Origin of the sequence: Sphingomonas sp. Ag1 (assembly GCF_000980895.1) — a bacterium.
Classification (GTDB): Bacteria; Pseudomonadota; Alphaproteobacteria; order Sphingomonadales; family Sphingomonadaceae; genus Sphingomonas; species Sphingomonas panaciterrae.
The window spans coordinates 533,434-558,947 of the sequence record NZ_LAZX01000094.1 but is presented as its reverse complement, the minus strand read 5'-3'; the positions used below and the strand labels follow the sequence as shown (position 1 = coordinate 558,947).

The following is a 25,514-nucleotide window of genomic DNA, read 5'->3' as shown; positions in this document are numbered from 1 at the left end:
TTAACCCTGTGCGTGCCGCGGCTCCAGCCGGTTCAGCCCGCCAAGGTACGGCTGAAGCACGGCGGGCACCGCGACCGAGCCGTCGGCCTGCTGGTAGTTCTCCAGGATTGCCACGATCGTCCGGCCGATCACCAGGCCTGAGCCATTGAGCGTGTGGACGAAGCGCGTGTTCTTCTCGCCATCCGGGCGGAAGCGCGCGTTCATGCGGCGTGCCTGGAAATCGGTGCAGGTGGAGCAGGACGAAATTTCGCGATAGCGATCCTGCCCCGGCAGCCAGACCTCGATGTCATAGGTGCGGGCGGCCGAGAAGCCCATGTCGCCGGTGCACAGCTTCATGCGGCGGAACGGCAGCTCCAGCCGGGTCAGCACGTCCTCCGCGGCGCCGGTCATCCGCTCGTGCTCGGCCTCCGACTGATCGGGCTCGACGATCGAGACCATCTCGGCCTTGTCGAACTGATGCTGGCGGATGAAGCCGCGCGTGTCGCGCCCCGCCGCGCCGGCCTCGGAGCGGAAGCACGGGGTGAGCGCGGCGAAGCGCAACGGCAGATCGGTGGCGGCGAGGATTTTCTCGCGCACGATGTTGGTGAGGCTGACCTCACTGGTCGGGATCAGCCAGCGACCGTCGGTGGTGCGGAACAGATCCTCGGCGAACTTGGGCAACTGGCCGGTGCCGAACATCGCCTCATCACGCACGAGGAGCGGCGGGATCACTTCCTCATAGCCATAGTCGCGCGTCAGCACGTCAAGGCCGAACTGACCGAGCGCGCGGGCGAGCTTCGCGACATGGCCGCGCACCAGCGTGAAGCGCGCGCCGGACAGCAAAGCGCCGGTCTCGAAATCGAGGCCGAGTGCGGGGCCGATCGCGTCATGCTCGCTGATCGTAAAATCGAACGCCGGGCGCTGACCGCGTTCGTGGATCAGCTGATTGTCGTTCTCGTCTGCGCCCTCGGGCACGTCGGCGAGCGGCAGATTGGGCAGGCTCGCGAGCAGGCCGTCGAGCGCGCCGCCGAGCCGCGCTTCCTCTGCCTCCAGCTCGGGCAGCCGCTGCTTGAGCGTCGCGACTTCCGCCATCAGAGCGGTGGCGGTTTCCTCGTCCTTCTTCGCCTTGGCCGCGCCGATCGCCTTTGACGCCTCGTTGCGGCGCGCCTGACCGACCTGAAGCTCCGTCACCACCTCGCGGCGGCGGCGATCGAGATCGAGGATGGTGGCGGCATCCGCCGGCTTGCCACGGCGCGCCATGGCGGCGTCGAAGGCGGCGGGATCGTCACGGATCAGGCGAATGTCGAGCATGGCGCGGGGCTATGCCGGGCAGCGATCAGTGAGGCAACCCGGCCCGGCGGCGGCGCGTTGTTTCTCATGACAAGCAAAACAGGAGACCTTGCTCATGCACGTGCCGTACAATTCCGTCGTTCTGGTCGCGGATGGCCGCAAGCTGCTCTTCCTGCGCAACGAAGGCGATGAAGTGCACCCCAATCTGACCGTCGAACATGCCGAGGAGCGGCCCAACCCGTCGGATCTCGATCAGAAGACCGACAAGGCAGGCCGGGCGTCCTCCACGCAGTCGGGCCCCGGTGCGCCCTCCATCGCGCGCAACGGTTCCAACCACGCGCAAGGTGCGGGCGCACAATTCGCCCCCTCGCGCGGCTCGCTGGGTGAAACCGACTACCATCAGCTCGAGGAGGATCGCTTTGCCGCGGACGCGGCTGAACTGCTGAAGAAGCGGGCGTTCTCCAATGAATATGATTCGCTGATCGTCATCGCGCCGCCCAAGACGCTCGGCGAACTGCGCAAACACTACCACAAGGAAGTGACCGATCGCCTGTCGGGCGAACTGGCCAAGGATCTGACCGGCCACCCGATCGCCGACATCGAAAAGGCATTGCTCGACGCCTGAGGCCAGGGCCCGGAAGAGAAGTAAGGAAAGGCGGCGTACCCACCACGGGGTACGCCGCCTTCATTGTGTCAGGGCAGGCGCGGCGGGATTGCCCCGTCAGTCCGCCGGCTGCGCTCTCTTCGCGAACCGTCGACGGGCGATCAGCGCTGCCGCCGCTGCGCCGAACAGGATCATCATCGGCGGAGCAGGAACCGGCGACGGGTTGCCGCTGCTGGTGCCGGGATGCCCGCCGTTCGAAGACCACCCCTTGGAGGACGAGCCCCAGCCCTTGGACGATGAGCCCCAGCCCTTGGACGACGAACCGTAGGAGGAGCTCGACGTCGAGCCCGAGGTGGAGGACGATGTCGAGGAGGAGGTGGACGACCCGGTAGAGGTCGATGACGAGGTGGACGAGCCGCCAGTCGAGGTGGACGTCGACGAGCCGCCCGTGGAGGTCGACGTCGAGGAGCCGCCGGTCGAGGTGGACGAGCCACCCGACGACGTGGAGGTCGATCCGCCGCTCGAACTGGACGTCGAGGAAATCACGATTCCGCTGGAGCCCGATCCGCCCGATCCGCCGAAGAACCCGCCGGCAAAGAAGCCGCCGCCGCCAAAGCCACCGCCCCAGCCACCACCGACGATCGGCGCGACCTCACCGCCGCCGGACACGACGGAAGGGGCCGGGGGCAGCGGCACCGGAACGGGCGCTGCCTGCGACGCGACCGTCACCACGGCCGGCGCGCAGGTCGGCGGCGTGGCAGCCTGAACGACTCGGCGTACGGGGGTTGTCGGCCGTGGGCGCCGGACGACCTTCTTGGGCGCCTGCTTCACGAACTTGGTATAGGAACTGCGAGCTTTCTGTGTCTGGGCGACATGCACTGCGCCTCCGCCGACGATTGCACCGCCAACGGTGCACGCGCAGAGTTTCGCCAAAGCCATCCGCACCGACATGATGTCACTTTCTCATTCTGCTGGAGGCCAGGGGCCACCTGTTCTTCAAAAGCGTTGCTGCCCTTGTGGGCTCAAGGTGCCGAACAAAGCCTTAAACACAACAGCAATGGTTCGTCCCTGTATCCAATAACCGCGAAAAACATGAGGTGCAGCGCACAATTTGGAGCCGACGTGTCACTCCGGGACATCCAGCGATCGGTTAATTCGTTCATGTCCTCGCAACCGAATATCAAATAAGCACTTTTATACGCTTGCGAGTGCTTGTCGGTTGTCTCCTCCGCGTCTATAGGCCCCTTCCGGGGCGCGGTGGTGCTACGACACCCTGACGCGGGCGGGGAGATAGGTCGATGGCGACGGCGTACAATCGCGTGGATCAGATAGACCCAGCAGACCTAGGGGCTGCAAACGACGACGGTTACCGTCCAAGCCCGGACGAACCGTTCATGAACCCTCGACAGCAGGAATATTTCCGGGCCAAGCTTCTGGCCTGGAAGGACGCGATCCTCCGGGAATCGCAGGGCACGCTGTCACAGCTTCAGGTCGACTCGCTGCGGGAGGCGGATCTCAACGATCGCGCGTCGAGCGAGACCGACTGGTCGATCGAGCTGCGTACGCGCGATCGCCAGCGCAAACTGATCGGCAAGATCGAGGCGGCGCTGCGCCGGATCGATGATGGCGAATATGGCTATTGCGAGGTGACCGGCGAGCCGATCAGCCTGGGCCGGCTTGAGGCGCGGCCGATTGCGACCATGACGGTCGAGGCGCAGGAACGGCACGAGCGCAACGAAAAGGTTTCTCGCGAGGATTGAGCCGCTGCGGTCCCGGCGGGATCATCCACCCCGCCGGTCGTGGGCTAAAGACGATGGATTGGTCCTAAATGGGACAGTCTGACGGCTGTTTGTTTGCAATTCGTAAACACATGCTGGAATAATCCTCGCCCATGGACTCCCCTTCCGCGAGCATCTTCCTCGACGATTCCCAAACGCCTGCCACTGGCGATCGTGGTCGGGACAGCCTGTTGCTGCTGGCGCGTCTGAAGGTGGAAGGAATGCCGAACGACCTGTCGGTCCGGGTTCGCAATCTTTCTGCCGGCGGCCTGATGGCGGAATTGCCCGAACCTGTGTCGCCTGAGTCTGCGGTGCAGATCGAATTGCGCGGGATTGGCCTCGTCTCCGGCCGCGTGGCGTGGCAGACCGAGGGGCGGGCAGGGATCGCCTTCGACCGGCCGATCGATCCGCAGCGCGCGCGAAAGCCGCTTGGCGCCCGCGCGTCGGACCAGGCCGAGCCGCGGACCATGCGCTTCCCGGGCTGATAGCCCCGTTCATTCCCGCGGCGACCACCGTTGCGTAGCGCCAGTGGCCAAGCCTGACGATAAAGTGGGAACGAGCCTGATCGCGGGCTGGACGGGCACGCCCAGTTCATGCCAAAGGCGCCCTCCGGACACGCGGGTGTGGCGGAATTGGTAGACGCAGCGGACTCAAAATCCGCCTCTGGCAACAGATTGTCGGTTCGAGTCCGACCACCCGTACCATAGACTGGCTCGACGCCGGCCTCCCGATCAGGCATCGCGCCGGCAATGTCTGCCATTTCCCTGCTTCGTACCGCCACCGCCGCCGCGCATGACTCGGTCGATTCGGCCTTTGCGGGCTACGACTTTGCCGATCCGTCCGAATATCGCGCGATGCTGCTGGCGCATGCCCGCGCGCTGCCGACGGCAGAGGCGCGCGCGGCGCAGATATGGCGCGCGCTTCGTCGTCGCACGCCGTTGCTCGCCGCTGACCTTGCGGCGCTGGGCGCCAGCGTCGATCTGCCGATTGAGACCGCGTCCGGCGGCGAGGCGGCGGCATGGGGCGCCCTATATGTGGTGGAGGGATCGCGGCTCGGCGGCGGTATCCTGGCGAAGCGTGTCGGCGCCGGCCTCCCGCACGCCTATCTGTCGGCGGTGCATCAGCCAGGCGAGTGGCGCACGATCCGCACCGCGATTGATACGGCCGCCGCGCGGCAGGACGAGGCGTGGCACGCCGCCATGATCGCCGGCGCGCTCGATACCTTTGCCTTGTACGAGGCGGCCGCCCGCGTCCCCGTCATCTGACACGATCGCACCACCCGGCGCGGCGCGATCGTTCGCCGTCAGTCCGTGTCGTCCTCGATCGGCGCGGTCAGGATCGCGCGCAGGCCCGGGCTGTTGTCGGCATGATCGAGCGTCCCGTTCAGCCGCCCGATCACCGCCTGCATCATCCGGCTGCCGAAGCCGACGCGGTCGCCCGTCACCCCGACGCCATGATCCGCGACGATCAGGCGGAAGCGGTTGCGATATTGCTCCAATGAGATGTCGATTGGCCCGGTGCCGCCCTCATAGGCGTATTTGGTCGCGTTGATGACCAGTTCCGACGCTACCAGCCCGACGCTGATCGCGCGATCGGTGGGGATCAGCAATGGCGTCAGGTCGATCGTCATCTGCGAGGCCCATTCCTGGCCCAGTGAACCGCGCAGATCCTGCACCAGTTCATCGAGATAGCGGGCAAGATCGACGGTCTCGATCTGGTCGTCACGGTAAAGCCGCCGGTGCACAAGCGCCACCGCCGACAGGCGCGACCGCGCCTCGATCAACTGGTCGGCGACCTGGCCTGGCCCCGCGTCGCGCGCCTGGAGCGAGAGAAAGGCGGAGACGAGCTGAAGGCTGTTCTGGACGCGGTGGTCCACCTCCTTCATCAGCACGTCCTTCTGCGCCAGCGCGTTGTCCTTGTCGGCGACGGCACGCTCCAATTCCTGGAACAACCGCTGCCGCTCGCGCGAATCGCGCGCGTCACGGAAAGCACGCCGCAGGCGATGCGTCGCCTCCACCTGCTCCAGCGTCCAGCGGCGCGAGCGTCCGCGCACCGTCTCACGCCACGATTCGAACGACGCGCGCGGCGTCAGCGTCGCCTGTGGATCATGGCCTATGCCCTTGTGCGGGTTGCCGGCCCATTCGATCTCCTCGACCTGCTCGGCGCGGAACCACAGGATGGTCGCATTCTCTTCCGGCACCGACACCGCGAGCAGTCCGCTGGCCTTGTCCGCATAGTCCTGGGCCGGCGGATACTGGCTCGGCAGCACGTGGGTGACATAGGCCTCGGTCGTGTTGCGCTCGCCGAGCCATTCGGCAATCGCCTCGATCTCGCTCTTCGACGGGCACCGGCCGTAGCAATCGACACCCTTGGGATGGACCAGCGCCACGCCGTCGGCGTCCAGCATCCGTTGCAGATCATCGTGCCGGTCGCTCACCGCGCGCGTGAGCGGCGGCTTCAGCGCGGGCACCAGCGAATCCTCCGCCGCGCGCAGCGCCAGCCGCTCGCGATAGCTTTCGGCTTCTTCCTTGGCGCGAATCTGCCGTGCGAGGCCACCCGACAGCGTCGTCGCCGCCATCCGGATATCGATCGGCATCAGCTTGGCGGTGCGGTGATGACAGGCGATCAGGCCCCACAGCACCCCATCCTTGACGATCGAGATCGACGCGGACGCGCCCACATCCATGTTGCGCAGGTAATCGACATGGATCGGCGACACGCTGCGCACCGATACGTCGCTGAGGTCGGTGCCGCTATATTGTGCCGGACGGATCGGCGCGGGCGAATAGCCGACATCGGGGATCACGCGCGCGCGGTTGCGCACGTAGAGCGCCCGCGCCTGGCGCGGAATGTCCGCTGCCGGAAAGTGATGGTGCATGAAGGTGCCGAGCGCGGGGTCCCGATCCTCGCCGACGACACGGCCCGCTTCGTCATCAAGAAAGCGGTACACCATCACCCGGTCGAAACCGGTCAGCGCGCGAAACGCAGTGGCGGCACGTGCACACAGCATCTGGAGATTGCTCGCCCGCTCGAACCCGGCAGCGATCACGTCCATCCACGACAGGATGTCTCCGGCCAGCAGCGGCTCCGTGCCGGTCGGCTCCAGTTCGACGATCACCTGGTCGGCGCCGCGATGGATCGCCACGTCATAGGCGCGATCGTCGATGATCAGCGGTGTGCCGCGGATCGTGCCTCCCGGCCCGGCGATCGGATTGTCCAGCCGCGCGGCCACGTCCTGCGCCAGCAATTGCTGGAGCGGTGCGCCCAGCCAGTCGGTGCCGAATACCTCTTCCAGCGCACCGGCCCCCGCCAGGACGCGCAGCGTTTCGGGACCAGCGATGAGCAGCAGGCCATGCGGCTGGATGGCTCCGGGAATGTGGATCGGCTCGCGATCACATTCCGTCAATTCGGGCGCGGCCCGCTCGCTTAAGCTCGCCATGACCTTCCCTTGAACCCGTAAAGGAAGGTCAAATGCCTGTTCCGAACGAACCGCGCAACTGATCGAAATCAATAACCTTTGTTACTCCGCAGCTTCCGCATAGCGGCTGATCATCGACTGCAGCCGGCCTTCGATGATCTGCTCCGCCTCTGCCACGATACGGTCGACCAGTTCCTTCACGGTGGGCACGTCGTGGATCAGGCCCTGCACCATGCCGGCCGACCAGATGCCGTCCTGCGTGTCGCCATTTTCCATCGCCGCACGGCCACGCGCGCCCGCCACCAGATGCTGGATATCCTTGAACTCGGCGCCACCCTTGCGCTCGATCGCCACGACTTCCTGGCTGACCTTGTTCTTCATCACGCGCGCGGTGTTGTGCAGCGTGCGGAAGATGAGGTCGGTCGCGCGCTCGTCATTCTCGACCATCTGCTGCTTGAAGCTGTCGGGGATCTGCGCTTCCTGCGTGACGCAGAAACGCGTGCCCATGTTGATGCCGTCGGCACCCAGCGCCAGCGCGGCGACGAGGCCGCGTCCATCGCCGAAGCCGCCCGAGGCCAGCATCGGCACCTTGATCTTGTCGGCGGCCGCCGGGATCAGGATCAGGCCGGGAATATCGTCCTCGCCCGGGTGGCCGGCGCATTCGAAACCGTCGATCGAGATCGCATCCGCGCCCATCCGCTCGGCCGACAGTGCGTGGCGGACCGCGGTGCACTTGTGGATCACCTTGATCCCGTGCGCCTTGAAATCGTCGATATGTTCCTGCGGCTTGTAGCCGGCGGTCTCGACCACCTTGATCCCGCCTTCGATGATCGCGCGGCGATATTCGGCATAGGGCGGGGGCGTGATCGTCGGCAGGATCGTCAGGTTCACGCCGAACGGCTTGTCCGTCAGATCCTTGGTCCGCTGGATTTCCTTTGCCAAATCCTCCGGCGTGGGCTGAGTCAGCGCCGTGACGAAACCGAGCGCACCGGCATTCGCGACGGCGGCGACGAGATGCGCCTTGCCGACCCACTGCATGCCGCCCTGCGCGATCGGATAGTCGACCCCGAACGCCTCGGTGAACCGCGTCTTGAGCATTTCCCTCTCCCATGGGCGCCTCGTCGGGCGCGCTAACGTAACAGATGTTATGCCGATCGCGGCGGGGCCGCAAGTCCGCTCGGCGCGCGGTTGGCCCGCCCCGCCCGCTGCCGTGCGCACCAACGCGCGGCGGCAGTGGCTAGGGCAAGCCGGCGATCAGAAGACGCTGCCGAGCGCCTGCTTCCCCGAACGCGGGCGGATCTGGCTGTTGCGATAGTCGACGTCGCTCCAGTCGAGTTCCTTGAACTCCTGTCGGCGCGGGCCGAGGTAGCCGAACAGGAAGGCTGCGACCTTGCGCATCTGGATCTCCTCCGCGCCTTCGGTGATGCGATAGCGGCGGTGATGGCGATAGATGTGCTCGAACGCCTTGTGCCGCGAATAGCCGATGCCGCCATGCACCTGCATCGCGCGGTCCGCCGCCTCGCAGCAGAGCCGATTGCCCCAGTAATTGCACATCGACACCTTGTCGGAGAGGCGCTTCTCCACCTCGTGGTGCGGCATCTGGTCCATTTCCCAGGCGGTCTTGCGGATCAGCAGGCGAAGCATCTCGGCCTGGGTGGCGAGCTCCACCAGTGGGAACTGGATCGCCTGGTTGCGGGCGAGATCCTCGCCGAACGGCTTGCGCTGCCGGGCGTAGCGGATCGATTCCTCGATGCAGTAAGTCGCTGCGCCCAGCGATGACGCGGCCTGGCGGATGCGATTCTCGTGCACGAACGCCTGGGCGACGGGGAGGCCGTTTTCCGGATCGCCGAAGATCGTCGTCTCCGGCACCCATACGTCCTTGAAGCTGACGCGCGGGTGATCGGTCGGCATGTTGAAGGTCCAGAGATATTCCTCGATCTGGACGCCCTCGTCATCGGTCGGCACCAGGAAACAGGTGATGCCCTTCGCCGCGCCGTCATCGCCGCTGGTGCGGGCGAACAGCGCGCAATGCGTCGCGACGTGCATCCCCGTCGTCCACATCTTCTCGCCGTTGATGACATAGCCCGGCACGCCGTTGCGAGATTCCGGCACCGCGCGCGTTTCCATATGGGTCGCGTCGGAGCCGTGATACGGCTCGGTCAAACCGAAGGTCACCCGGCGGGTGCCGTTCAGCGTACCGGTGATGAATTCCTCCTTCTGCTCCTCGGTGCCGAAATCGTCGAACATCTTGGCGAACGGGTTGTTCGCCACGATGCTGTGTTCGGTCTGCAGATCGTTGTGGAGGCCGAGGCCCTTGGCAGCGAGATATTCGCGGATGACGCACATCCACAGGTTCGACCCGCCCTTGCCGCCGAACTTGGGATCCATCGCGAAGCGCAAATGCCCCGCCTTGTCGGCGCGGCGCTTCGCCTCGCGCATCAGCTCTTCCCATTCGTGCCGCGGCAGGCCGCCGGCCTCGAAATCGGTCCGCGCATATTCGCGGCGGTGGTCGAAGAAGCGGACGTTATCGTCGGCATCCTCCAGCGGCTTGATCTCCGCCTCGATGAACGCATCCAGCTCCTTGAGATAGTCGAGCAGATCCTGCGGCAATCCGAAATCCATGGCCCTCTCCCGAATTAAGTCGACTCTTTTAACTTGCGTAGCGGCCTCTCACGGATTTTAAAGCCCCTAATTCAAACAAGCCGAGGGGCGATGGCGGAGAGGCTTTCGAAAGACGAGTTGGCGCGGCGACTGTCCGCGCTTGCACCGCGCATGGCCCCCGGGGCTGAGCGGGTCGAGAATCTGGTACGGCTGACCGGCGGCGCGAGCATGGAGACATGGGCGTTCGATGCGGTGGGTGAGGGCGAGGCGAAGACGCCGCTGATCCTTCGCCGCCGCACGCGGATGGTGATGAACTCCGCCGTCTCGAAACCGCCGCTGCGTCGCGAGGCGGAGGCGATCGCGCTTGCCGTTGAGGCGGGCGTTCCCGCACCGATCGTCACCTATGTCTGCGACGAGGAGGCCGACGGGCTGGACGAGGCCTATGTCATGCACCGCGTGGCCGGCGAGACGCTGGGCAAGAAGATCACCAGCGATCCCGCCTTCGAGCCGGCGCGCGGCAAGCTTGCCCGGCAATGCGGCGCGGCGCTCGCCCGCATCCACTCGGTCGCGCCGCTTGATGGCCTCGACCAGACCGACGCGGAAACCACCCTTGCCAATTACGAGGCGACGTGGCGCGCCACCGGCGCGGTACGCCCGACGATCGAGGCCGCGTTCCGCTGGCTGGAAAAGCGCCTGCCGAAGGAGAAGGTGACGTCCCGCTTCGTCCACGGCGATTTCCGCAACGGCAACATCATGGTCGATCCCGACGAGGGCCTCGTCGCGGTGCTCGACTGGGAGCTGGTGCATGTCGGCGACCCGGCCGAGGATCTGGGATGGCTGTGCACCAACAGTTGGAAGTTCGGCCGGCCCGATCGCTACGTCGGCGGTTTCGGCGACGTGCAGGACCTGCTCGATGGCTATGCCGAGGCGGGCGGCGAGCCGATCAGCGCGGCGCGAGTCGATTTCTGGTCGATGCTCGGCAGCCTCAAATGGGGCGTCATGACGATGGGCATGTACGCAAGCTTCGCCTCGGACCCGAGCGCCGGGCCGGAGCGCGGCGTGATCGGCCGGCGCCTGTCGGAAACCGAGGCGGACATCGTGGCGATCATCGAAAGGAACGCGGCATGATCACGCACCCGACCGCGCAGGAGCTGGTGGCGGGCGTTGCGCAATGGCTGCCGGTCGATGGCAGCGCCAGCGTCTTTGGCCTGCGCGTCGCACGCAACGCGCTGGAGATCGCCGCGCGCGACATGGCGCTCAGCCCGGCGGCGGACGCCCGTGCGGTGGAGCGGATGCGTGCGCTGCTGCACCGCGACGGCACCCGCGACGAGCTCGACGCCGCCTTGGTCGCCGCGATCCGCAGCGGCACGATCGCCCCCGACGATCCCGCGCTGGTCGCGCATCTGAAGGCGACGGCGCTCGATACGATCGCGATCGATCAGCCCAAATACGCCCATACGCTTGGCTGACTCGCTCCAGCCGCTATAGCCCCTCCTGACACCGCTCACTGCGGGCTGCCGGCGCGCGCTTCTCGTCACTCCAGGATTGGGGCGAAGCGCGCGGCCGGCGACCGCGATCGGGGCGGACCAGCTTTTAGGTGGAGCAGATTATGGCCGGCATGGGCGCGTTCGATTGGGCGGATCCCTTTCTCCTCGACGAACAACTGACCGAGGATGAGCGGATGGTGCGCGATACTGCGCGTGCCTATGCCGAGGAAAAGCTCGCGCCGCGCATCATCGAGGCTTTCGCCAACGAACATACCGATCCGGAAATCTTCCGCGAAATGGGGGCGCTCGGCCTGCTCGGGCCAACCGTGCCCGAGGAATATGGCGGCGTCGGCGCATCCTATGTCGCTTACGGCCTGGTCGCGCGCGAGGTGGAGCGGATCGACTCGGGCTACCGCTCGATGATGAGCGTGCAGTCCAGCCTCGTGATGTACCCGATCCATGCCTATGGCTCGGAGGAGCAGAAGCGGAAGTATCTGCCCAAGCTTGCCAGTGGTGAGTGGATCGGCTGCTTCGGCCTGACCGAGCCGGACGCCGGCTCCGACCCCGGCGGCATGAAGACCCGCGCGGTCAAGACCGACGGCGGCTATCGTATTTCCGGCAGCAAGACCTGGATCTCCAACGCACCGATCGCCGATGTGTTCGTCATCTGGGCAAAAAGCGACGCGCATGGCGGCGCGATCCGCGGCTTCGTGCTGCAAAAGGGCATGAAGGGCCTCACCGCGCCGAAGATCGAGGGCAAGCTCTCGCTGCGCGCCTCGATCACCGGCATGGTGATGATGGACGATGTCGAGGTGGGCGAAGACGCGCTGCTCCCCGACGTTCAGGGGCTGAAGGGGCCGTTCGGCTGCCTCAACCGCGCGCGCTACGGCATCAGCTGGGGCGCGATGGGCGCGGCGGAATTCTGCATGCACGCCGCGCGGCAGTACGGCCTGGACCGTCACCAGTTCGGCCGGCCCCTTGCGGCGACTCAACTCTATCAAAAGAAGCTGGCCGACATGGAGACGGAGATCGCGCTCGGCCTGCAGGCCTCCTTGCGTGTCGGCCGCCTGATGGACGAGGGCCGCTTCGCGCCGGAAATGGTCTCCATCGTGAAGCGCAACAATGTCGGCAAGGCGCTCGATATCGCCCGCGTCTCGCGCGACATGCACGGCGGCAACGGCATTTCGGGCGAGTATCAGGTGATGCGCCACGTGATGAACCTCGAAACGGTGAACACCTATGAGGGGGCGCATGACGTGCACGCGCTGATCCTGGGTCGCGCGATCACCGGCATCGCCGCCTTCTGAGCGCCGGCCCATGAAGGAAACCCCGCTCAAGGGCATCAAGGTCGTCGAGCTTGCCCGAATCCTCGCCGGCCCTTGGGCGGGGCAGATCCTGGCCGACCTCGGGGCCGAGGTGATCAAGGTGCAAAGCCCGGCGGGGGACGACACCCGCACCTGGGGCCCGCCGTTCGTGGAGCATGAGGGCGACCGCGCGGCGGCCTATTACCACGCGTGCAACCGCGGCAAGACCAGCATCGTCGCCGACTTTACGAAGTCGGAGGACGTGGCGCGGGTGAAGGCGCTGATCGCCGACGCCGATGTGGTGATCGAGAATTTCAAGGTCGGCGGCCTAGCCAAATACGGCCTCGATTACGCCAGCCTCGCGCCCGATCATCCGCGGCTCGTCTATTGCTCGATCACCGGCTTCGGCCAGACCGGGCCCTATGCCCACCGTGCCGGCTATGATTTCATCATCCAGGGCATGGGCGGGATCATGTCGCTGACCGGGGAGCCGGACGGCGCGCCGCAGAAGATCGGCGTCGCCTTTGCCGACATCATGACCGGGCTTTATGCCACGATCGGCATCCAGGCCGCGTTGATGATGCGCGCGCGCACCGGGCGTGGCCAGCAGGTCGATTGCGCGCTTCTCGACACGATGGTCGGCGTGCTCGCCAATCAGGCGGCAAACTATTTCGCCAGCGGGGAGAATCCGGCGCGGATGGGCAATGCCCATGCCAATGTCAGTCCCTATGCCGTGTTCCCGACCAGCGATGGCTGGTTCATCCTGGCGGTGGGCAATGACGCGCAATATCACCGCTTCGCCGCGATCGTCGGGATCGGGCCGGACCCGCGATGGGACACCAACGCCGGCCGGATCGAACATCGCGCGCCCTTGTTTGCGCTGATCGAGGAACGCTGCCGCGCTTTCGAACGCGACGATCTGCTCGCGAAGCTGGAGGCGGCGGGGGTGCCCGCGGGGCCGATCAATACCGTCGAGCAGGCGCTGAACGACCCGCAGGTCCAGGCACGCGGCATGGTGCTGCCCGCAAACGAGACGCGGCCGATCGCCGGCCTGCGCACGCCGATTCAGTTCTCGGACGCCGCGCTTGCGCTCGACAAGGGGGCACCAACGCTCCGCTCCTGATGGGCGCCGCTATGCCAGCATAACTTTTGTTGTGCTCGCGTCCTCGCCGCGATACCTCTCCCTGCAAATCAGACAGGAGAGAGCATCCGTGAGCACGCCACCCCTTGCCGGTATCCGTATCGTTGAATTCGCCGGGATCGGCCCGGGCCCGTTTGCCGGCATGATGCTCGCCGATCACGGCGCGGAGGTAATTCGCATCGATCGGCCGGGCAAGACGCAGGGCAATGGCGTGGCGGAAAAGGATCCGCTGCTGCGCAGCCGCAAGTCGATCGGCATGGACCTGAAGGATCCCAAGTCGATCGCGGCCGTGCGCAAGATCGTGAAGGGAGCGGACGCCATCATCGAGGGGTACCGTCCCGGCGTGATGGAGCGGCTCGGCCTCGGCCCCGATGTGCTGCTCGCCGACAATCCCAAGCTCGTCTACGGCCGCATGACCGGCTGGGGCCAGTACGGTCCGATGGCGCCCGAACCCGGCCATGACATCAATTATATCGCCATCTCCGGTGCGCTCCACGCTTTTGGGCGCAAGGGTGAGAAGCCGACGCCCCCGATCAACCTCGCGGGCGATTTCGGCGGCGGCGGCATGTTCCTCGCTTACGGCATGCTCGCCGCGCTGCTTCATGCGGCGCGCACCGGCGAGGGGCAGGTGGTCGATGCCGCGATGACCGACGGGTCGGCGGTGCTGATGACCATGATGTGGGGCTTCCGCGGCATGGGCCGGTGGAGCGACGAGCGGGGCACCAACCTGCTCGATACCGCCGCCCATTTCTACGACACCTATGAGACGAGCGACGGCAAGTTCATCTCGCTCGGCGCGATCGAGCCGCAATTCTACGCCGAGTTCCGCAAGGTAATGGGGCTCAGCGACGACAAATGGTCGGCGCAGATGGACCAGCGGCAATGGCCGGCGCTCAAGGATGAACTGACCGCCCTGTTCAAGACGAAGACGCGCGACGAATGGGTCGCAGCGTTCAAGGGCCACGATGTCTGCTTCGCCCCCGTGCTCGGATTCGATGAGGCGTATGACGATGCGCACAACAAGGCGCGCGGCACCTTTGTCGAAGCAGGCGGCATCAAGCAGCCCGCACCTGCACCGCGTTATTCCAAAAGCAGCACCGTGGCGCCCGCGCTTGGCGACGATCGGCAGGACGCGGCCGTGCTGCGTGATCTCGGCTTCTCGGCGGACGAGATTGCGGCGCTCGGCTATTGAGGGAAAGGCGCCACGCCGCGCTCCGGCACGGGGTGGCGCTTTTCGCGCAGCGTTTTCGCGCTAAGACGCGCCCATGACGAAACTGACCGTCAACAATGAAGCCGTCGAGTATCTGCTCGATCCGGCGACCCCGCTGTTGTGGGCGCTGCGCGACGCGTCCAACCTGACCGGCGCCAAATATGGCTGCGGCACGGGCGCGTGCGGGGCATGCACGGTCGATGTCGACGGCCGCGCCGTGCGGTCGTGCCAGGTGACGATCGCTGAGGTCGAGGGCAGCTTCGTCACCACGATCGAGGGCCTGTCGCGCGATCGCGCCGATCCGGTGCAACTCGCCATGCTCGACGGCAATGTCGTGCAATGCGGCTTCTGCATCCCTGGCATGGTCATGGCAGCATCGGCGTTGATCAAGGCCAGGCGTGATCCGTCCGAGGCCGATATTCGCCGGGCCATCACCAATCTGTGCCGCTGCGGCATCTACCCGCGTCTCGTGGAGGCCATCCAAAAGGCGGCGCGCGTGGCGCGGGGCGACGAAACGATCGATGCCGGCACCCGCCCGGGGATCGACCCGGCGGAGGCCGCCCGCGCCGTCCCTGCGCTCAGTCCTCGTTGATCCGGCTGGTCACACGGGTGTCGCGCATCCTGAGGTAGATGATCAGGGAAACGCCAATCATTCCCGTCACATACCAATAGAATCCGCGCTCCCATCCGAGGTCCTTGAACTTCAACGCGACATATTCCGCCGTCCCACCGAACAGCGTATTGGCCAGCGCATAGGGCAGCGCCACGCCCAGCGCGCGGATGTTCGCGGGGAACAACTCCGCCTTCACCACCGCATTGATCGATGTATAACCGGTCACGATCACCAGCGCCGCCATCACCAGACCAGTAGCGACGAACGGGCTGCGCACGCTCTCCAGCGCGACGAAGATCGGATATGTGAACAGGCACCCCGCAATGCCGAACGCGATCATCAGCGGCTTGCGTCCGATCCGGTCGCTCAAGCCGCCGGCGACCGGCTGCAAACACATGAAGAAGAACAGGGTCGCGGCATTGATCCGGCTCGCAACTTCCCGGTCGAAGCCACTGGTATTGACCAGGAACTTCTGCATGTAGACCGAATAGGCGTAGAAGGCGAGCGTGCCCCCCGCCGTCAGCAGCATCACCGTCGCGGTCTCCCGCGGGTGGTGAGTCACCAGCGTCCAGAACCCCGACTTCGGGCCGCTGCTGTTCTTGAAGCTTTCCGTTTCGGCGAGCCCCCGACGGATGCGGAACACGACGATCGCGAGCACCCCGCCAATCGCAAAGGGGATCCGCCAGCCCCAGGAATCCAGGGTGCTTTCATCCATTGTGACCTGCAGGACCAGCAGCACCATGAGTGCCGTGAGCTGCCCGGCGATCAGTGTGACATACTGAAAACTGGAGTAAAAACCGCGCCGGTCACGCCCTGCCATCTCCGACAAATAGGTCGCGCTGGCGCCATATTCGCCGCCAACCGACAGCCCCTGCATCAACCGCGCGAGCACCAGCAGGCCGGGCGCCAAGACGCCGATCGTCTCATAGCCGGGCGTGATGGCGATCAGCAGCGATCCGGCGCACATCAAGGTGACCGACAGCGTCAGCCCCGCCTTGCGGCCGCGACGATCGGCATAGACCCCCATGATCCACGCACCGATCGGCCGCATGACAAAGCCGACCGCAAATACCGCCGCCGCACTCAGCAATTGCGCGGTCTGATCCTCCGCCGGAAAGAAATGAGGCGCAAAATAGAGCGAGAAGGCCGCATAGGCATACCAATCATACCATTCGACGAGATTGCCCGTCGATCCGCCGATGATTGATTTCAGCCTGGGGTTCATGCCTTCAACCTGTCCTGACATCGAACGCGGGGTTCGACCTTCTGCTGCCCCTTACACGTCAGGACAGCCGAGGCGAAAAGAGGTTGATGCTTCGGCATGACGACGTGAAAGAAGGCTGAAAGGGAGAGGCACGATAAAAAGCCTGTTGATCGCTAACCGCGGCGAGATCGCGATTCGTGTCGCACGCACGGCTGCTGCCATGGGAATCGAGACGGTCGCGGTTCATTCCGCCGATGACGCGAGCGCGCCGCATGTGCGCGCCGCTGACCGCGCAATCGGACTGAGCGGCGAAGGTCCGGCGGCCTATCTTTCCCTTGATGCGATGATCGCCGCGGCGCGCGAGGCAGGCTGCGATGCGGTTCATCCCGGCTACGGCTTCCTCAGCGAGAATGCGGCTTTTGCCGAGGCTTGTGCCAAGGCCGGGCTGTTGTTCGTCGGCCCGGAGGCGAGGCTGCTGGCGCTGTTCGGCGACAAGGCGGTCGCCAAGCGCCATGCGCAGGCGGTGGGCGTGCCGGTGCTGGCCGAGGGGGCCGAGGCAAGGGGACCGGTGGTGGTGAAGGCACTGGCCGGCGGCGGTGGCCGCGGCATCCGCGTCGTGCACGACCCGGCGACGCTGGCGGCGCAGATCGAGGCGGCGGGCGCGGAGGCGCTGGCGGCGTTCGGATCGGCCGAGGTGATGGTCGAACGCTATATCCCTGCGGCGCGGCATATCGAGGTGCAGCTTGCGGCCGATGCTGCCGACCGGGTGATCGCGCTCGGTACCCGGGATTGCACGGTGCAGCGGCGGCACCAGAAGCTGATCGAGATTGCGCCGGCGCAAACGCTCGACCCGGCGCTTGCCGCGCGGATCGAGCGGGCCGCGGAACGCCTGCTGGAAGACACCGGCTATGTCGGGCTGGCGACGGCGGAGTTCCTGGTCGACAAGGAGCGCGCCGCTGATGATCCGGAGGCGTTCGCTTTCCTCGAGGTGAACCCGCGTCTTCAGGTGGAGCATACGGTGACCGAGGAGGTGACCGGGCTGGACCTTGTGGCCCTCCAGCTTAGTCTCGCCGAGGGCGGCAGCGTGCCGGCGGAGCGGCCGGGAACGCGCGGGGTGGCGATCCAGCTGCGCATCAATGCCGAGACGATCGGTGCCGACGGCATGCCGCGTGCGTCGGGCGGCACCATTAGCAATGTCGAGGTGCCCGGCGGGCCGGGTATCCGCATCGACGGCGCGTTGAAGGCGGGCATGGCAGCCAACCCACGGTTCGATTCGCTGCTCGCCAAGCTGATCGTCCATGCGCCGGACTGGGAATCGGCGCTGGCGCGGGCACGGCGCGCGGTGGCGGAATTCGAGATCGGGGGTGTTGCGACGAACCTGCCGCTGCATGCGGCGCTGCTCGCGCGCGCCGAGGTGGCGGCGGGCGACGTAGACACCGGCTGGTTCGATCGCAGCGTCGGCGATTTTGCCGTGGCTGCCGCAGCACCCGCCGCGCCCGTCGACGCGCAGGCGATCGTCGCGCCGCTCGCTGGCGTGGTGGTGGCGATCGGGGTGCAGCCGGGGGACCGGGTGATGCGCGGTGCCGAAGTGGGGACGATCGAAGCGCTGAAGATGCAGCATGCCGTGATCGCGACGCACGGGGGCGTGGTACGCGCGGTCGTGGCCGAGTCCGGGCGGGTGATCGACGAGGGCGCGGTGTTCGTTTCGATCGAGCCAGCCGGCGGTGACGAGGATGTGGCGGCCGAAGCCGCGGCGCTCGACCTCGACCTGATTCGCGACGACTTGGCCGAGGTGCGCGCACGCCATGCGCTGGGGCTCGACGCCAATCGCCCGGCGGCAGTGGAGCGGCGGCGGCGCACCAACCAGCGCACGGCGCGCGAGAATATCGACGACCTGTTCGATCCGGGCAGCTTCATCGAATATGGCGCGCTGACGATCGCGGCGCAGCGACGGCGCCGGACCCTCGACGATCTGATGCGCAACACCCCCGCCGACGGCCTGATCGGCGGGATCGGCACGGTGAATGCCGCGGATCATGGCGAGGAAGCCGCCAAGTGCCTTGGCCTCGCCTATGACTATACCGTGCTGGCGGGCACGCAGGGCCATATGAACCACCGCAAGACCGATCGGCTGCTCGGTATTGCGGGCGAGCTGAAGCTGCCGATCGTCTTCTATACCGAGGGCGGCGGGGGACGGCCGGGGGACGTCGATTCGGTCGGCGCGACGGGGCTCGACGTGCCGACGTTCAGCCGCTTTGCCGCGCTGTCCGGTGTTGCGCCGAGGATCGGCATCACGTCGGGCTATTCCTTTGCGGGCAATGCCGTGCTGTTCGGCAGCTGCGACATCACGATCGCCACGCGCGACGCGCATATCGGCGTCGGTGGCCCGGCAATGATCGAGGGCGGTGGGCTCGGCGTCTATTCGCCCAAGGAAGTCGGGCCGGTCGAGGTGCATTGGAACAGCGGTGCGATCGACGTGCTGGCAGAGGATGAGGCGGAGGCGACCGATCTCGCGCGGCGGCTGCTGTCGTTTTTCCAGGGGCGGGTGGCGGGCGGAGATGCGCCGGACCAGCGGCTGTTGCGGCACGTGGTGCCAGAGAATCGGCTGCGCGTGTTCGACATCCGCCGCGCGATCGACGGGCTGTTCGACACTGGTTCCTTCATCGAGCTGCGCGGTGGCTGGGCGAAGGGGATGATCACCGGGCTGGCGCGGCTGGACGGCCGTGCCGTGGGCGTGATTGCCAATAATTGCCGCTACTTGTCGGGCGCAATTGACGCGGAAGGTGCGGACAAGGCGGCGCGCTTCTTTCAGCTGTGCGACGCGTTCGGCGTGCCGATCGTCTCGCTGTGCGACACGCCTGGCTTCATGGTCGGGCCGGAGGCGGAGAAGACCGCGCCGATCCGCCGTGCCTCGCGCATGTTCGTGGTCGGGGCGGCGCTGTCTGTCCCGATCTTCACGGTCGTGGTGCGCAAGGCATACGGGCTTGGCGCGCAGGGGATGGCGGGCGGATCGCTCCATGCCGGGCCGTTCACCGTCGCGTGGCCGACCGGTGAGTTCGGGGGCATGGGGCTCGAAGGGGCGGTTCGACTCGGCTACCGGAAGGAGCTTGAGGCAATCCAGGATGCCGAGGCACGAGAGGCGCGATATCAAGAACTTGTCGCGCATTCATACGAGCGCGGCAAAGCTGTGTCAGTGGCTCAGTTCCTTGAGATCGACGCGGTGATCGACCCGGCGGACACGCGGGCCTGGCTGCTGCGCGGGCTCGCCTCGACGCCGGCGCGCCGGTCTGGCCGCTATATCGATACCTGGTGATTTGGGGGACACGATGATCGAACTGTATCACTGCGCGGATGCGCGATCCTTTCGGGCGCTGTGGGCGCTGGAGGAACTGGGGCTCGACTATAAGCTCCACCTGCTGCCGTTCCCGCCGCGGGTGCGCGAGCCGTCTTACCTCGACGTCAATCCGCTCGGCACGATCCCGCTGCTGGTGGAAGGCGAGACGCGGATGACGGAATCGGCCGCGATCGTTCAGTATCTCGCGACGCGTGCGGGCCCGAATGATCTGGTGGTGGAGCCTGGCTCGCCCGACTATGGCGTGTGGCTGAACTGGCTGCATTTCGGCGAGGCGACGCTGACCTTCCCGCAGACGTTGGTGCTGCGATATCGCATGCTGGAGCCGCCGGAGCGGCGCCTGCCGCAGGCGGCGGATGATTATGCGCAGTGGTTCCACTCACGGCTGCGGCATGTGGAGCGGGCGCTGGGGGACCGCGAATACCTGGTCGGCGGACGCTTCACGGCGGCCGAAATTTCCGTGGGTTACGCACTGCTCCTCGCCAAGAGCCTGAAGATCGACAATGGCTTTCCGCCGCAAGTCGCCGCTTATTGGGAGCGGCTGAAGGCACGCGACGGGTTTTCGCGCGCGAAGGAGGCGCAGAAGGCCGTGGCGGCGCCATTCTGAGCCCATGCCCCTAAGCGGATCGAGCCAAGATGGCGGCTAGCGCGCGGCCAGTTTCCGCAGCGCGCGCTCGATGCGATCGGGTTCCTGGGCGCCGTTGATGACGAATTCGCGGTCGATCACCATGGTAGGGACGGAGGCGATGCCTTCGGACCGCCATTCGATCTCGTCATCGGCCACCTCGGCCGCAAAATCGCCCCGGGCGAGGATCTGGAGCGCCATTTCCCTGTCCAAACCTGCACCAGCGGCGGCATCGGCCAGCACGTGATGGTCGGAGATTGCACGCCCCTGGTCGAAATATGCACGCAGAAGCGCATGTTTGAGCGCCAATTGCCGCCCTTGGTGCCCCGCCCAATGAAGCAGGCGATGCGCGTCGAACGTGTCGTAGAGCCGATCCGGTCGGCCAGCCATCGATACGCCGGCGGCCTCCGCCGCCGCCCGCACGCCGCCGCCGCGGCGGCGCGCCTGATCGGGCGTGATGCCATATTTGCGGGCGATATTGTCGGCCGCCAGTTCGCCTTCCGGCGGGAGGCCGGGGTTTAGCTGGAGCGGGTGGAAGACGAGTTCCACCGGTACCTCGTCGCCAAGGTTGGCGAGCGCGCGTTCGAGGTTGGCGAGGCCGATCAGGCACCAGGGACAGACGACGTCGGAGACGAAATCGATGCGGAGCGTGCGGCCGCTCACCGCGCGACGCTTTCGATCGCGTCGACGATCTCGGGGATGACCTCAACGGGCACGTTGTGGCCCATGCCGCGAACCTCCACCAGCCGCGCGCCCGGGATGCTGGCGGCGGTATCGCGGCCGCCGTCGATCGGCACCAGCGTGTCGTCGGTGCCGTGGATGACGACCGCGGGCGCCTTGATCGTCTTCAGCCGCTCGCGCCGATCGCCGTCGGCGACGATCGCGGCCACTTGCCGCGCGAAGCCATCGGGATAGTTCGAACGCTGGATCGTTTCGCGTACGCGCGCTTCCAGCACCTCGGGCTCCACCGGAAAGGCGGGGCCGGCAAGCACCTTGGACGCGCGGACGCCATGGGCGACGAGCGCCTCGAAGTCGTCCGTTTTGGGGCGGTTGACGAGGACATCCATCGCTTCGCGCGAGGCGCGCGACAGCCGGGGATTGCCGGTGGTGGACATGATCGAGGTGAGCGACAGCGTGCGATCGGGATAGGTGGCAGCGAAGACCTGCGCGATCATCCCGCCCATCGAGGCGCCGACAATATGCGCCTTTTCGATCCCCAGCGCGTCCAGCAGGCCGGCGGCGTCGGCTGCCATGTCGCCGATCGTATACGGTACACGCGGGCGCAGGCGTAGCAGGCGCTGGAGTACCAACATGCCGATGCGGGGCGGGCGGGCGTGATCGAGCTTGGTCGACAGGCCGACGTCGCGATTGTCATAGCGGACGACGTGAAAGCCGCGTTCGACCAGCGCCTCGACGAACGGGAGCGACCAGAGCGTCAGCTGTGCGCCCAGGCCCATGATGAGGAGGATAGTGGGATCGGCGGGGTTGCCGAACGATTCATATTCCAGCTCCATGCCGTTCGCGCGCGCCTTCATGGCCTCTCCCTCACCCTGTAATTATCGTGCCAGCCTCCACCGTAAGGGGCCACCGCGTCAAGGTGGTGCCGGGGCAGGGGCCACCGGCGCACGCGCCGCTCTCGATATCGAACAGCGCGCCGTGCCAGCTGCATGCGATGCGATCCGCAGCGACATAATCGTCGAGCTTCTGTGCGAGCGGCAGGCCCATGTGCGGACAGCGATCGACATAGCCGAACACCTGGTCGCCGCGGCGGACGGCGAAACCGTGGAAGCGGCCGGCGCGCATTTCGATGACGAAGCTGCGCGCGGCGCCGTCCGCGATCTGATCGAGCGGGCCGAGCGCGATGCCGGCCGGCGTGGCGGTAAGACGCTCGGTCAGGGGAGCTTCGCCTTGGGGAAATCGGCCCAGCAGGCGTCGTAATCAGGCTGGGCGTGCTCGAGCGCGAAGGCGGTTGGGCGATAGGGCCAGCAGCTTTCCAGCATGAAGGCCATGGTGCCGCCGATCTTGTGCGGCTTCAGATCGGCGTTGGATGCGGCATCCCACGTCGCCTTGTCCGGCCCATGGCCGCTCAGCAGATTGTGGAGCGAGAGGCCGCCGGGGCGAAAGCCCTCCGCCTTGGCGTCATAGGCGCCGGTGATGAGGCCCATGGCCTCGGACATGATGTTGCGGTGGAACCAGGGTGGGCGGAACGTGTCCTCCGCCACCATCCAGCGCGGCGGGAAGATCACGAAATCGGCATTGGCGCGGCCGGGCACGTCGCTGGGCGAGGTCAGCACGGTGAAGATCGACGGATCGGGATGGTCGAAGCTGACGGTGTTGATGGTGTTAAAATGCGCCAGATCGTAGCGCCACGGCGCGAGATTGCCATGCCAGGCGACCACATCGAGCGGGGAGTGATGAAGCTCGGTATGCCACAGGTTGCCGAAATACTTCTGGATCACCTCGAAACGCTCGTCGCGATCCTCGAACCAGGCGTTCGGCGTCTCGAAATCGCGCGGGTTGGCGAGGCCATTGGCGCCGATCGGCCCGAGATCGGGCAGGCGGAACATCGCGCCGTGATTTTCCAGCGCATAACCGCGGGCTGAGCCGTCCGGCAGCAGCGCGCGGAAGCGGACGCCGCGGGGAACCAGCGCGATCTGCCCAGGCGCGATGTCGATCCGGCCAAGCTCCGTCAGCAGCGCCAGCCGGCCTTCCTGCGGCACGAACAGCAATTCGCCGTCCGCGTCGACGAAGACGCGGTTCTCCATGTCGCGATCGGCGGCGTAGAGGTGGATCGCGACGCCTTCGAGGTCGGCGGGATCACGATTGGCGAGCATCGTCGTCATGCCGTCGATCAGATCGACGCCAGTGTCACCGCCTACGGGATCCCAGCGAAGGCGATTGGGGGCGAGCGGTTCCTTGACCGTGCCCGGCGCGAACCGCACGGCGCTTTCGTAGCGGGTGAACGGCGGGTGCTCGGCCGAGGGGCGCAGGCGATAGAGCCACGAGCGGCGGTTCTCGTGGCGCGGCGCGGTGAAGGCGGTGCCGGAGAGCTGCTCCGCGTAAAGGCCGAAGGGCGGCTTTTGCGGCGAGTTGCGGCCGATGGGGAGGGCGCCTCGCACCGCCTCGGTCGCGACATGATTGCCGAAGCCGGGGGTGTAGTGGGCGGTGGTGTCGTTAGGCATCCTCACCTCGGGCGGGTTTTGTTTTTGATTACGGGTGTCGGTTGGTGGGGCTCGCCGGCGCGTCAGACGCGGCAAAGCCGCGCCTTGTGCGCCGGCTTTGCCGCGCTGGCCGGTCGATGGCGGCGCCGGAGCGCCGCACCTCGATCGAGGCAGACGCCTCGATCATCGGTCAGGCATCGACCTTAATCACGCCCCGACGGATCTGATCCAGCTCGATGCTTTCGAACAGCGCCTGGAAGTTGCCGTTGCCGAAGCCTTCGTTGCCCTTGCGCTGGATGATCTCGAAGAAGATCGGGCCGAACATGTTTTCGGTGAAGATCTGGAGCAGGATGCCCTCGTCATTCTCGACCGAGCCGTCGATCAGGATGCGGTTCTTGCGCAGCCGCTCGAGATCCTCGCCGTGGCCGGGGACGCGCTTGTCGACCAGCTCGTAATAAGTCTCGATCGTGTCCTGCAGCTTGACGCCGCGCGCGCGCAGCCGCTCGACCGTGTCGTAGATGTCGTCGGTGGTCAGTGCGAGGTGCTGGATGCCTTCGCCCTGATATTCGCGGATGAATTCCTCGATCTGCGAATTGTCGTCCTGGCTTTCGTTCAGCGGGATCCGGATTGCCTTGTCGGGCGCGATCATCGCCTGGCTGAACAGGCCGGTCGCCTTGCCCTTGATGTCGAAATACTTCTGCTCCTCGAAGTTGAAGAGCGTGCGGTAGAACTGGCTCCACACCTGCATCTGGCCGCGGCGGACATTGTGGGTGAGGTGATCGAGCAGATCGAGCCCGACGTTGTTCTTCGCCTCCGCCTCGCGCCAGCCGTCGAACTCGGCCCAGTTCTCATACAGGTCGATGCCGTCCTGGATGAAATAGAGGTACGAGCCGCCAATCCCCATGATGACGGTGTCGTCTTCCTCGGTCGGCTTGCCACCGTTGGCGAGCGCCCATTCCAGCGCCTTCTTCGGATCGGCGACGCGGAACGCCATCGCGCTGGCCGAGGCGCCGTGTTCGTTGCGGAACTGCTTCACCCGCCCTGCCTCGTCGCGGTTCAGCATCAGGTTGATGCGGCCCTGCTTGTAGCGGGTGATGTTTTTCGTCGGGTGACGGTGCGTTGGCACGAAGCCCAGCTGCTCGAACTGCTTCGCCATCGCCTCTGGGTCGGGCGAGGTAAATTCCACAAATTCAAAGCCGTTGAGGCCGAGTGGGTTGTCGGCAGACATTGGCGCATCCTCAATTGGTAACATTTGTGACTATGATCGCGGCTTGAGCGATCCGTGTCAAATGCTACCGGTTGCTTCATGACCAACCAGCTCGTGCTTGACCGGTTCCTGCCCTATCGGCTGTCGATCACCTCAAACCTGGTGAGTGACCGCATCGCCAAGGCCTATGAATCGCTGTTCGGGCTCACCATTCCCGAATGGCGGCTAGTGGCCGTGATCGCCGAGGTGGAAGCGATCACCCAGGCCGAAATTGGCGAGCGCACCCGAATGGACAAGGTGACGGTCAGCCGCGCGGCGATCGCGCTGGTCGAGCGCGGACTTCTCGCGCGCGCGCCCAATCCGGGAGACAAGAGGTCGCATCACCTGTCGCTGACGGATGAAGGGCGCGATCTTTACGCCAGCGTCGCGCCCAAGGCGCTGGAACTCGAGAGCAAGATATTCGCTCGGTTTACGCGTGCCGAGTTGGACCGGTTCGTGGCCATGCTGCGGCGGATCGATACGGCAGCGCTGGAGACCTGA

General features: G+C 66.1%; 24 protein-coding genes and 1 tRNA gene. 15 read left to right on the top strand and 10 right to left on the bottom strand.

Going from position 1 to position 25,514, the window contains the following annotated elements:
- A complete protein-coding gene (serS, locus tag XM50_RS15545) occupies positions 1-1,290 on the bottom strand; it encodes a serine--tRNA ligase (RefSeq protein WP_046410750.1) in 1,290 nt (429 codons plus the stop codon).
- Between the two features lie 94 nt (positions 1,291-1,384).
- On the opposite strand from serS, the gene XM50_RS15540 reads away from it, so the two are divergent.
- From XM50_RS15540 to XM50_RS15515, 6 genes are all read left to right on the top strand, one after another.
- A complete protein-coding gene (locus tag XM50_RS15540; protein WP_046410749.1) occupies positions 1,385-1,894 on the top strand; it encodes a host attachment family protein in 510 nt (169 codons plus the stop codon).
- Between the two features lie 331 nt (positions 1,895-2,225).
- On the top strand, positions 2,226-2,639 hold the full coding sequence (locus XM50_RS15535; RefSeq protein ID WP_197075565.1) for a hypothetical protein: 414 nt from the start codon (positions 2,226-2,228) through the stop codon (positions 2,637-2,639).
- A gap of 532 nt (positions 2,640-3,171) precedes the next feature.
- Positions 3,172-3,633, top strand: coding sequence for an RNA polymerase-binding protein DksA (dksA, locus tag XM50_RS15530; protein WP_046410748.1), 462 nt, complete (start codon positions 3,172-3,174; stop codon positions 3,631-3,633).
- Between the two features lie 131 nt (positions 3,634-3,764).
- On the top strand, positions 3,765-4,136 hold the full coding sequence (locus XM50_RS15525) for a PilZ domain-containing protein (protein ID WP_046410746.1): 372 nt from the start codon (positions 3,765-3,767) through the stop codon (positions 4,134-4,136).
- Between the two features lie 132 nt (positions 4,137-4,268).
- Positions 4,269-4,355 (top strand) — tRNA-Leu (locus XM50_RS15520).
- A gap of 45 nt (positions 4,356-4,400) precedes the next feature.
- Positions 4,401-4,916 (top strand): biliverdin-producing heme oxygenase, encoded by a 516-nt coding sequence (locus XM50_RS15515; protein ID WP_046410745.1) that lies wholly within the window; start codon positions 4,401-4,403, stop codon positions 4,914-4,916.
- Positions 4,917-4,954: 38 nt separating this feature from the next.
- Here the strand turns inward: XM50_RS15515 and XM50_RS15510 are convergent, their stop codons facing one another.
- From XM50_RS15510 to XM50_RS15500, 3 genes are all read right to left on the bottom strand, one after another.
- A complete protein-coding gene (locus XM50_RS15510; protein ID WP_046410744.1) occupies positions 4,955-7,090 on the bottom strand; it encodes a histidine kinase dimerization/phosphoacceptor domain -containing protein in 2,136 nt (711 codons plus the stop codon).
- Between the two features lie 81 nt (positions 7,091-7,171).
- Positions 7,172-8,167: an NAD(P)H-dependent flavin oxidoreductase gene (locus XM50_RS15505; protein ID WP_046410742.1), complete on the bottom strand. Its 996-nt coding sequence runs from the start codon at positions 8,165-8,167 to the stop codon at positions 7,172-7,174.
- A gap of 156 nt (positions 8,168-8,323) precedes the next feature.
- Complete coding sequence (locus XM50_RS15500) at positions 8,324-9,691, bottom strand: acyl-CoA dehydrogenase family protein (RefSeq protein WP_046410740.1); 1,368 nt, start codon at positions 9,689-9,691, stop codon at positions 8,324-8,326.
- 90 nt (positions 9,692-9,781) lie between these two features.
- On the opposite strand from XM50_RS15500, the gene XM50_RS15495 reads away from it, so the two are divergent.
- The 6 genes from XM50_RS15495 to XM50_RS15470 all read left to right on the top strand — a co-directional run bounded on the left by XM50_RS15495 (position 9,782) and on the right by XM50_RS15470 (position 15,404).
- Positions 9,782-10,798 carry a phosphotransferase family protein gene (locus XM50_RS15495; RefSeq protein ID WP_046410739.1) on the top strand — a complete coding sequence of 339 codons (1,017 nt, stop codon included), beginning with the start codon at positions 9,782-9,784 and terminating at the stop codon, positions 10,796-10,798.
- Positions 10,795-11,139 carry a DUF6285 domain-containing protein gene (locus tag XM50_RS15490; protein WP_052742602.1) on the top strand — a complete coding sequence of 115 codons (345 nt, stop codon included), beginning with the start codon at positions 10,795-10,797 and terminating at the stop codon, positions 11,137-11,139. Before XM50_RS15495 ends, XM50_RS15490 begins: the two co-directional genes overlap by 4 nt.
- Positions 11,140-11,279: 140 nt before the next feature.
- A complete protein-coding gene (locus XM50_RS15485; protein ID WP_046410737.1) occupies positions 11,280-12,464 on the top strand; it encodes an acyl-CoA dehydrogenase in 1,185 nt (394 codons plus the stop codon).
- A gap of 10 nt (positions 12,465-12,474) precedes the next feature.
- On the top strand, positions 12,475-13,584 hold the full coding sequence (locus XM50_RS15480) for a CaiB/BaiF CoA transferase family protein (RefSeq protein WP_046410736.1): 1,110 nt from the start codon (positions 12,475-12,477) through the stop codon (positions 13,582-13,584).
- Between the two features lie 88 nt (positions 13,585-13,672).
- Positions 13,673-14,794, top strand: a complete 1,122-nt coding sequence (locus XM50_RS15475; protein WP_046410734.1) for a CaiB/BaiF CoA transferase family protein — start codon at positions 13,673-13,675, stop codon at positions 14,792-14,794.
- A gap of 73 nt (positions 14,795-14,867) precedes the next feature.
- Positions 14,868-15,404 (top strand): (2Fe-2S)-binding protein, encoded by a 537-nt coding sequence (locus XM50_RS15470; RefSeq protein WP_046410733.1) that lies wholly within the window; start codon positions 14,868-14,870, stop codon positions 15,402-15,404.
- Here XM50_RS15470 and XM50_RS15465 read toward each other — a convergent pair.
- Positions 15,391-16,650, bottom strand: coding sequence for an MFS transporter (locus tag XM50_RS15465; RefSeq protein WP_145119217.1), 1,260 nt, complete (start codon positions 16,648-16,650; stop codon positions 15,391-15,393). The two genes, XM50_RS15470 and XM50_RS15465, sit on opposite strands and share 14 nt — an antisense overlap.
- A gap of 145 nt (positions 16,651-16,795) precedes the next feature.
- Here XM50_RS15465 and XM50_RS15460 point away from each other — a divergent pair, with 145 nt between their 5' ends.
- Complete coding sequence (locus XM50_RS15460) at positions 16,796-19,942, top strand: acetyl-CoA carboxylase family protein (RefSeq protein ID WP_197075564.1); 3,147 nt, start codon at positions 16,796-16,798, stop codon at positions 19,940-19,942.
- A gap of 13 nt (positions 19,943-19,955) precedes the next feature.
- Positions 19,956-20,588 carry a glutathione S-transferase family protein gene (locus XM50_RS15455; RefSeq protein ID WP_046410728.1) on the top strand — a complete coding sequence of 211 codons (633 nt, stop codon included), beginning with the start codon at positions 19,956-19,958 and terminating at the stop codon, positions 20,586-20,588.
- Between the two features lie 36 nt (positions 20,589-20,624).
- On the opposite strand, the gene XM50_RS15450 is transcribed toward XM50_RS15455, so the two are convergent.
- From XM50_RS15450 to hppD, 5 genes are all read right to left on the bottom strand, one after another.
- Complete coding sequence (locus XM50_RS15450; protein WP_046410726.1) at positions 20,625-21,269, bottom strand: DsbA family oxidoreductase; 645 nt, start codon at positions 21,267-21,269, stop codon at positions 20,625-20,627.
- Entirely contained in the window at positions 21,266-22,141 is an 876-nt protein-coding gene (locus XM50_RS15445; RefSeq protein WP_046410725.1) for an alpha/beta fold hydrolase, read from the bottom strand. The genes XM50_RS15450 and XM50_RS15445 overlap by 4 nt, the downstream gene beginning before the upstream one ends.
- 10 nt (positions 22,142-22,151) lie before the next feature.
- Positions 22,152-22,502, bottom strand: a complete 351-nt coding sequence (locus XM50_RS15440; protein WP_046410724.1) for a Rieske (2Fe-2S) protein — start codon at positions 22,500-22,502, stop codon at positions 22,152-22,154.
- Positions 22,499-23,788, bottom strand: a complete 1,290-nt coding sequence (gene hmgA, locus XM50_RS15435; protein WP_046410722.1) for a homogentisate 1,2-dioxygenase — start codon at positions 23,786-23,788, stop codon at positions 22,499-22,501. Before hmgA ends, XM50_RS15440 begins: the two co-directional genes overlap by 4 nt.
- Before the next feature lie 169 nt (positions 23,789-23,957).
- On the bottom strand, positions 23,958-24,995 hold the full coding sequence (hppD, locus tag XM50_RS15430; RefSeq protein ID WP_046410721.1) for a 4-hydroxyphenylpyruvate dioxygenase: 1,038 nt from the start codon (positions 24,993-24,995) through the stop codon (positions 23,958-23,960).
- 78 nt (positions 24,996-25,073) lie between these two features.
- Here hppD and XM50_RS15425 point away from each other — a divergent pair, with 78 nt between their 5' ends.
- On the top strand, positions 25,074-25,514 hold the full coding sequence (locus tag XM50_RS15425) for a MarR family winged helix-turn-helix transcriptional regulator (RefSeq protein WP_046410719.1): 441 nt from the start codon (positions 25,074-25,076) through the stop codon (positions 25,512-25,514).

What these genes read in the sequence shown, in the direction of transcription:
- serS (WP_046410750.1), bottom strand. Translation starts at nt 1,290, where the DNA reads ATGCTCGACATTCGCCTGATCCGTGACGATCCCGCCGCCTTCGACGCC.
- XM50_RS15540 (WP_046410749.1), top strand. Translation starts at nt 1,385, where the DNA reads ATGCACGTGCCGTACAATTCCGTCGTTCTGGTCGCGGATGGCCGCAAG.
- dksA (WP_046410748.1), top strand. Translation starts at nt 3,172, where the DNA reads ATGGCGACGGCGTACAATCGCGTGGATCAGATAGACCCAGCAGACCTA.
- XM50_RS15525 (WP_046410746.1), top strand. Translation starts at nt 3,765, where the DNA reads ATGGACTCCCCTTCCGCGAGCATCTTCCTCGACGATTCCCAAACGCCT.
- XM50_RS15515 (WP_046410745.1), top strand. Translation starts at nt 4,401, where the DNA reads ATGTCTGCCATTTCCCTGCTTCGTACCGCCACCGCCGCCGCGCATGAC.
- XM50_RS15510 (WP_046410744.1), bottom strand. Translation starts at nt 7,090, where the DNA reads ATGGCGAGCTTAAGCGAGCGGGCCGCGCCCGAATTGACGGAATGTGAT.
- XM50_RS15505 (WP_046410742.1), bottom strand. Translation starts at nt 8,167, where the DNA reads ATGCTCAAGACGCGGTTCACCGAGGCGTTCGGGGTCGACTATCCGATC.
- XM50_RS15500 (WP_046410740.1), bottom strand. Translation starts at nt 9,691, where the DNA reads ATGGATTTCGGATTGCCGCAGGATCTGCTCGACTATCTCAAGGAGCTG.
- XM50_RS15495 (WP_046410739.1), top strand. Translation starts at nt 9,782, where the DNA reads ATGGCGGAGAGGCTTTCGAAAGACGAGTTGGCGCGGCGACTGTCCGCG.
- XM50_RS15490 (WP_052742602.1), top strand. Translation starts at nt 10,795, where the DNA reads ATGATCACGCACCCGACCGCGCAGGAGCTGGTGGCGGGCGTTGCGCAA.
- XM50_RS15485 (WP_046410737.1), top strand. Translation starts at nt 11,280, where the DNA reads ATGGCCGGCATGGGCGCGTTCGATTGGGCGGATCCCTTTCTCCTCGAC.
- XM50_RS15480 (WP_046410736.1), top strand. Translation starts at nt 12,475, where the DNA reads ATGAAGGAAACCCCGCTCAAGGGCATCAAGGTCGTCGAGCTTGCCCGA.
- XM50_RS15470 (WP_046410733.1), top strand. Translation starts at nt 14,868, where the DNA reads ATGACGAAACTGACCGTCAACAATGAAGCCGTCGAGTATCTGCTCGAT.
- XM50_RS15465 (WP_145119217.1), bottom strand. Translation starts at nt 16,650, where the DNA reads ATGAACCCCAGGCTGAAATCAATCATCGGCGGATCGACGGGCAATCTC.
- XM50_RS15455 (WP_046410728.1), top strand. Translation starts at nt 19,956, where the DNA reads ATGATCGAACTGTATCACTGCGCGGATGCGCGATCCTTTCGGGCGCTG.
- XM50_RS15445 (WP_046410725.1), bottom strand. Translation starts at nt 22,141, where the DNA reads ATGAAGGCGCGCGCGAACGGCATGGAGCTGGAATATGAATCGTTCGGC.
- hmgA (WP_046410722.1), bottom strand. Translation starts at nt 23,788, where the DNA reads ATGCCTAACGACACCACCGCCCACTACACCCCCGGCTTCGGCAATCAT.
- hppD (WP_046410721.1), bottom strand. Translation starts at nt 24,995, where the DNA reads ATGTCTGCCGACAACCCACTCGGCCTCAACGGCTTTGAATTTGTGGAA.
- XM50_RS15425 (WP_046410719.1), top strand. Translation starts at nt 25,074, where the DNA reads ATGACCAACCAGCTCGTGCTTGACCGGTTCCTGCCCTATCGGCTGTCG.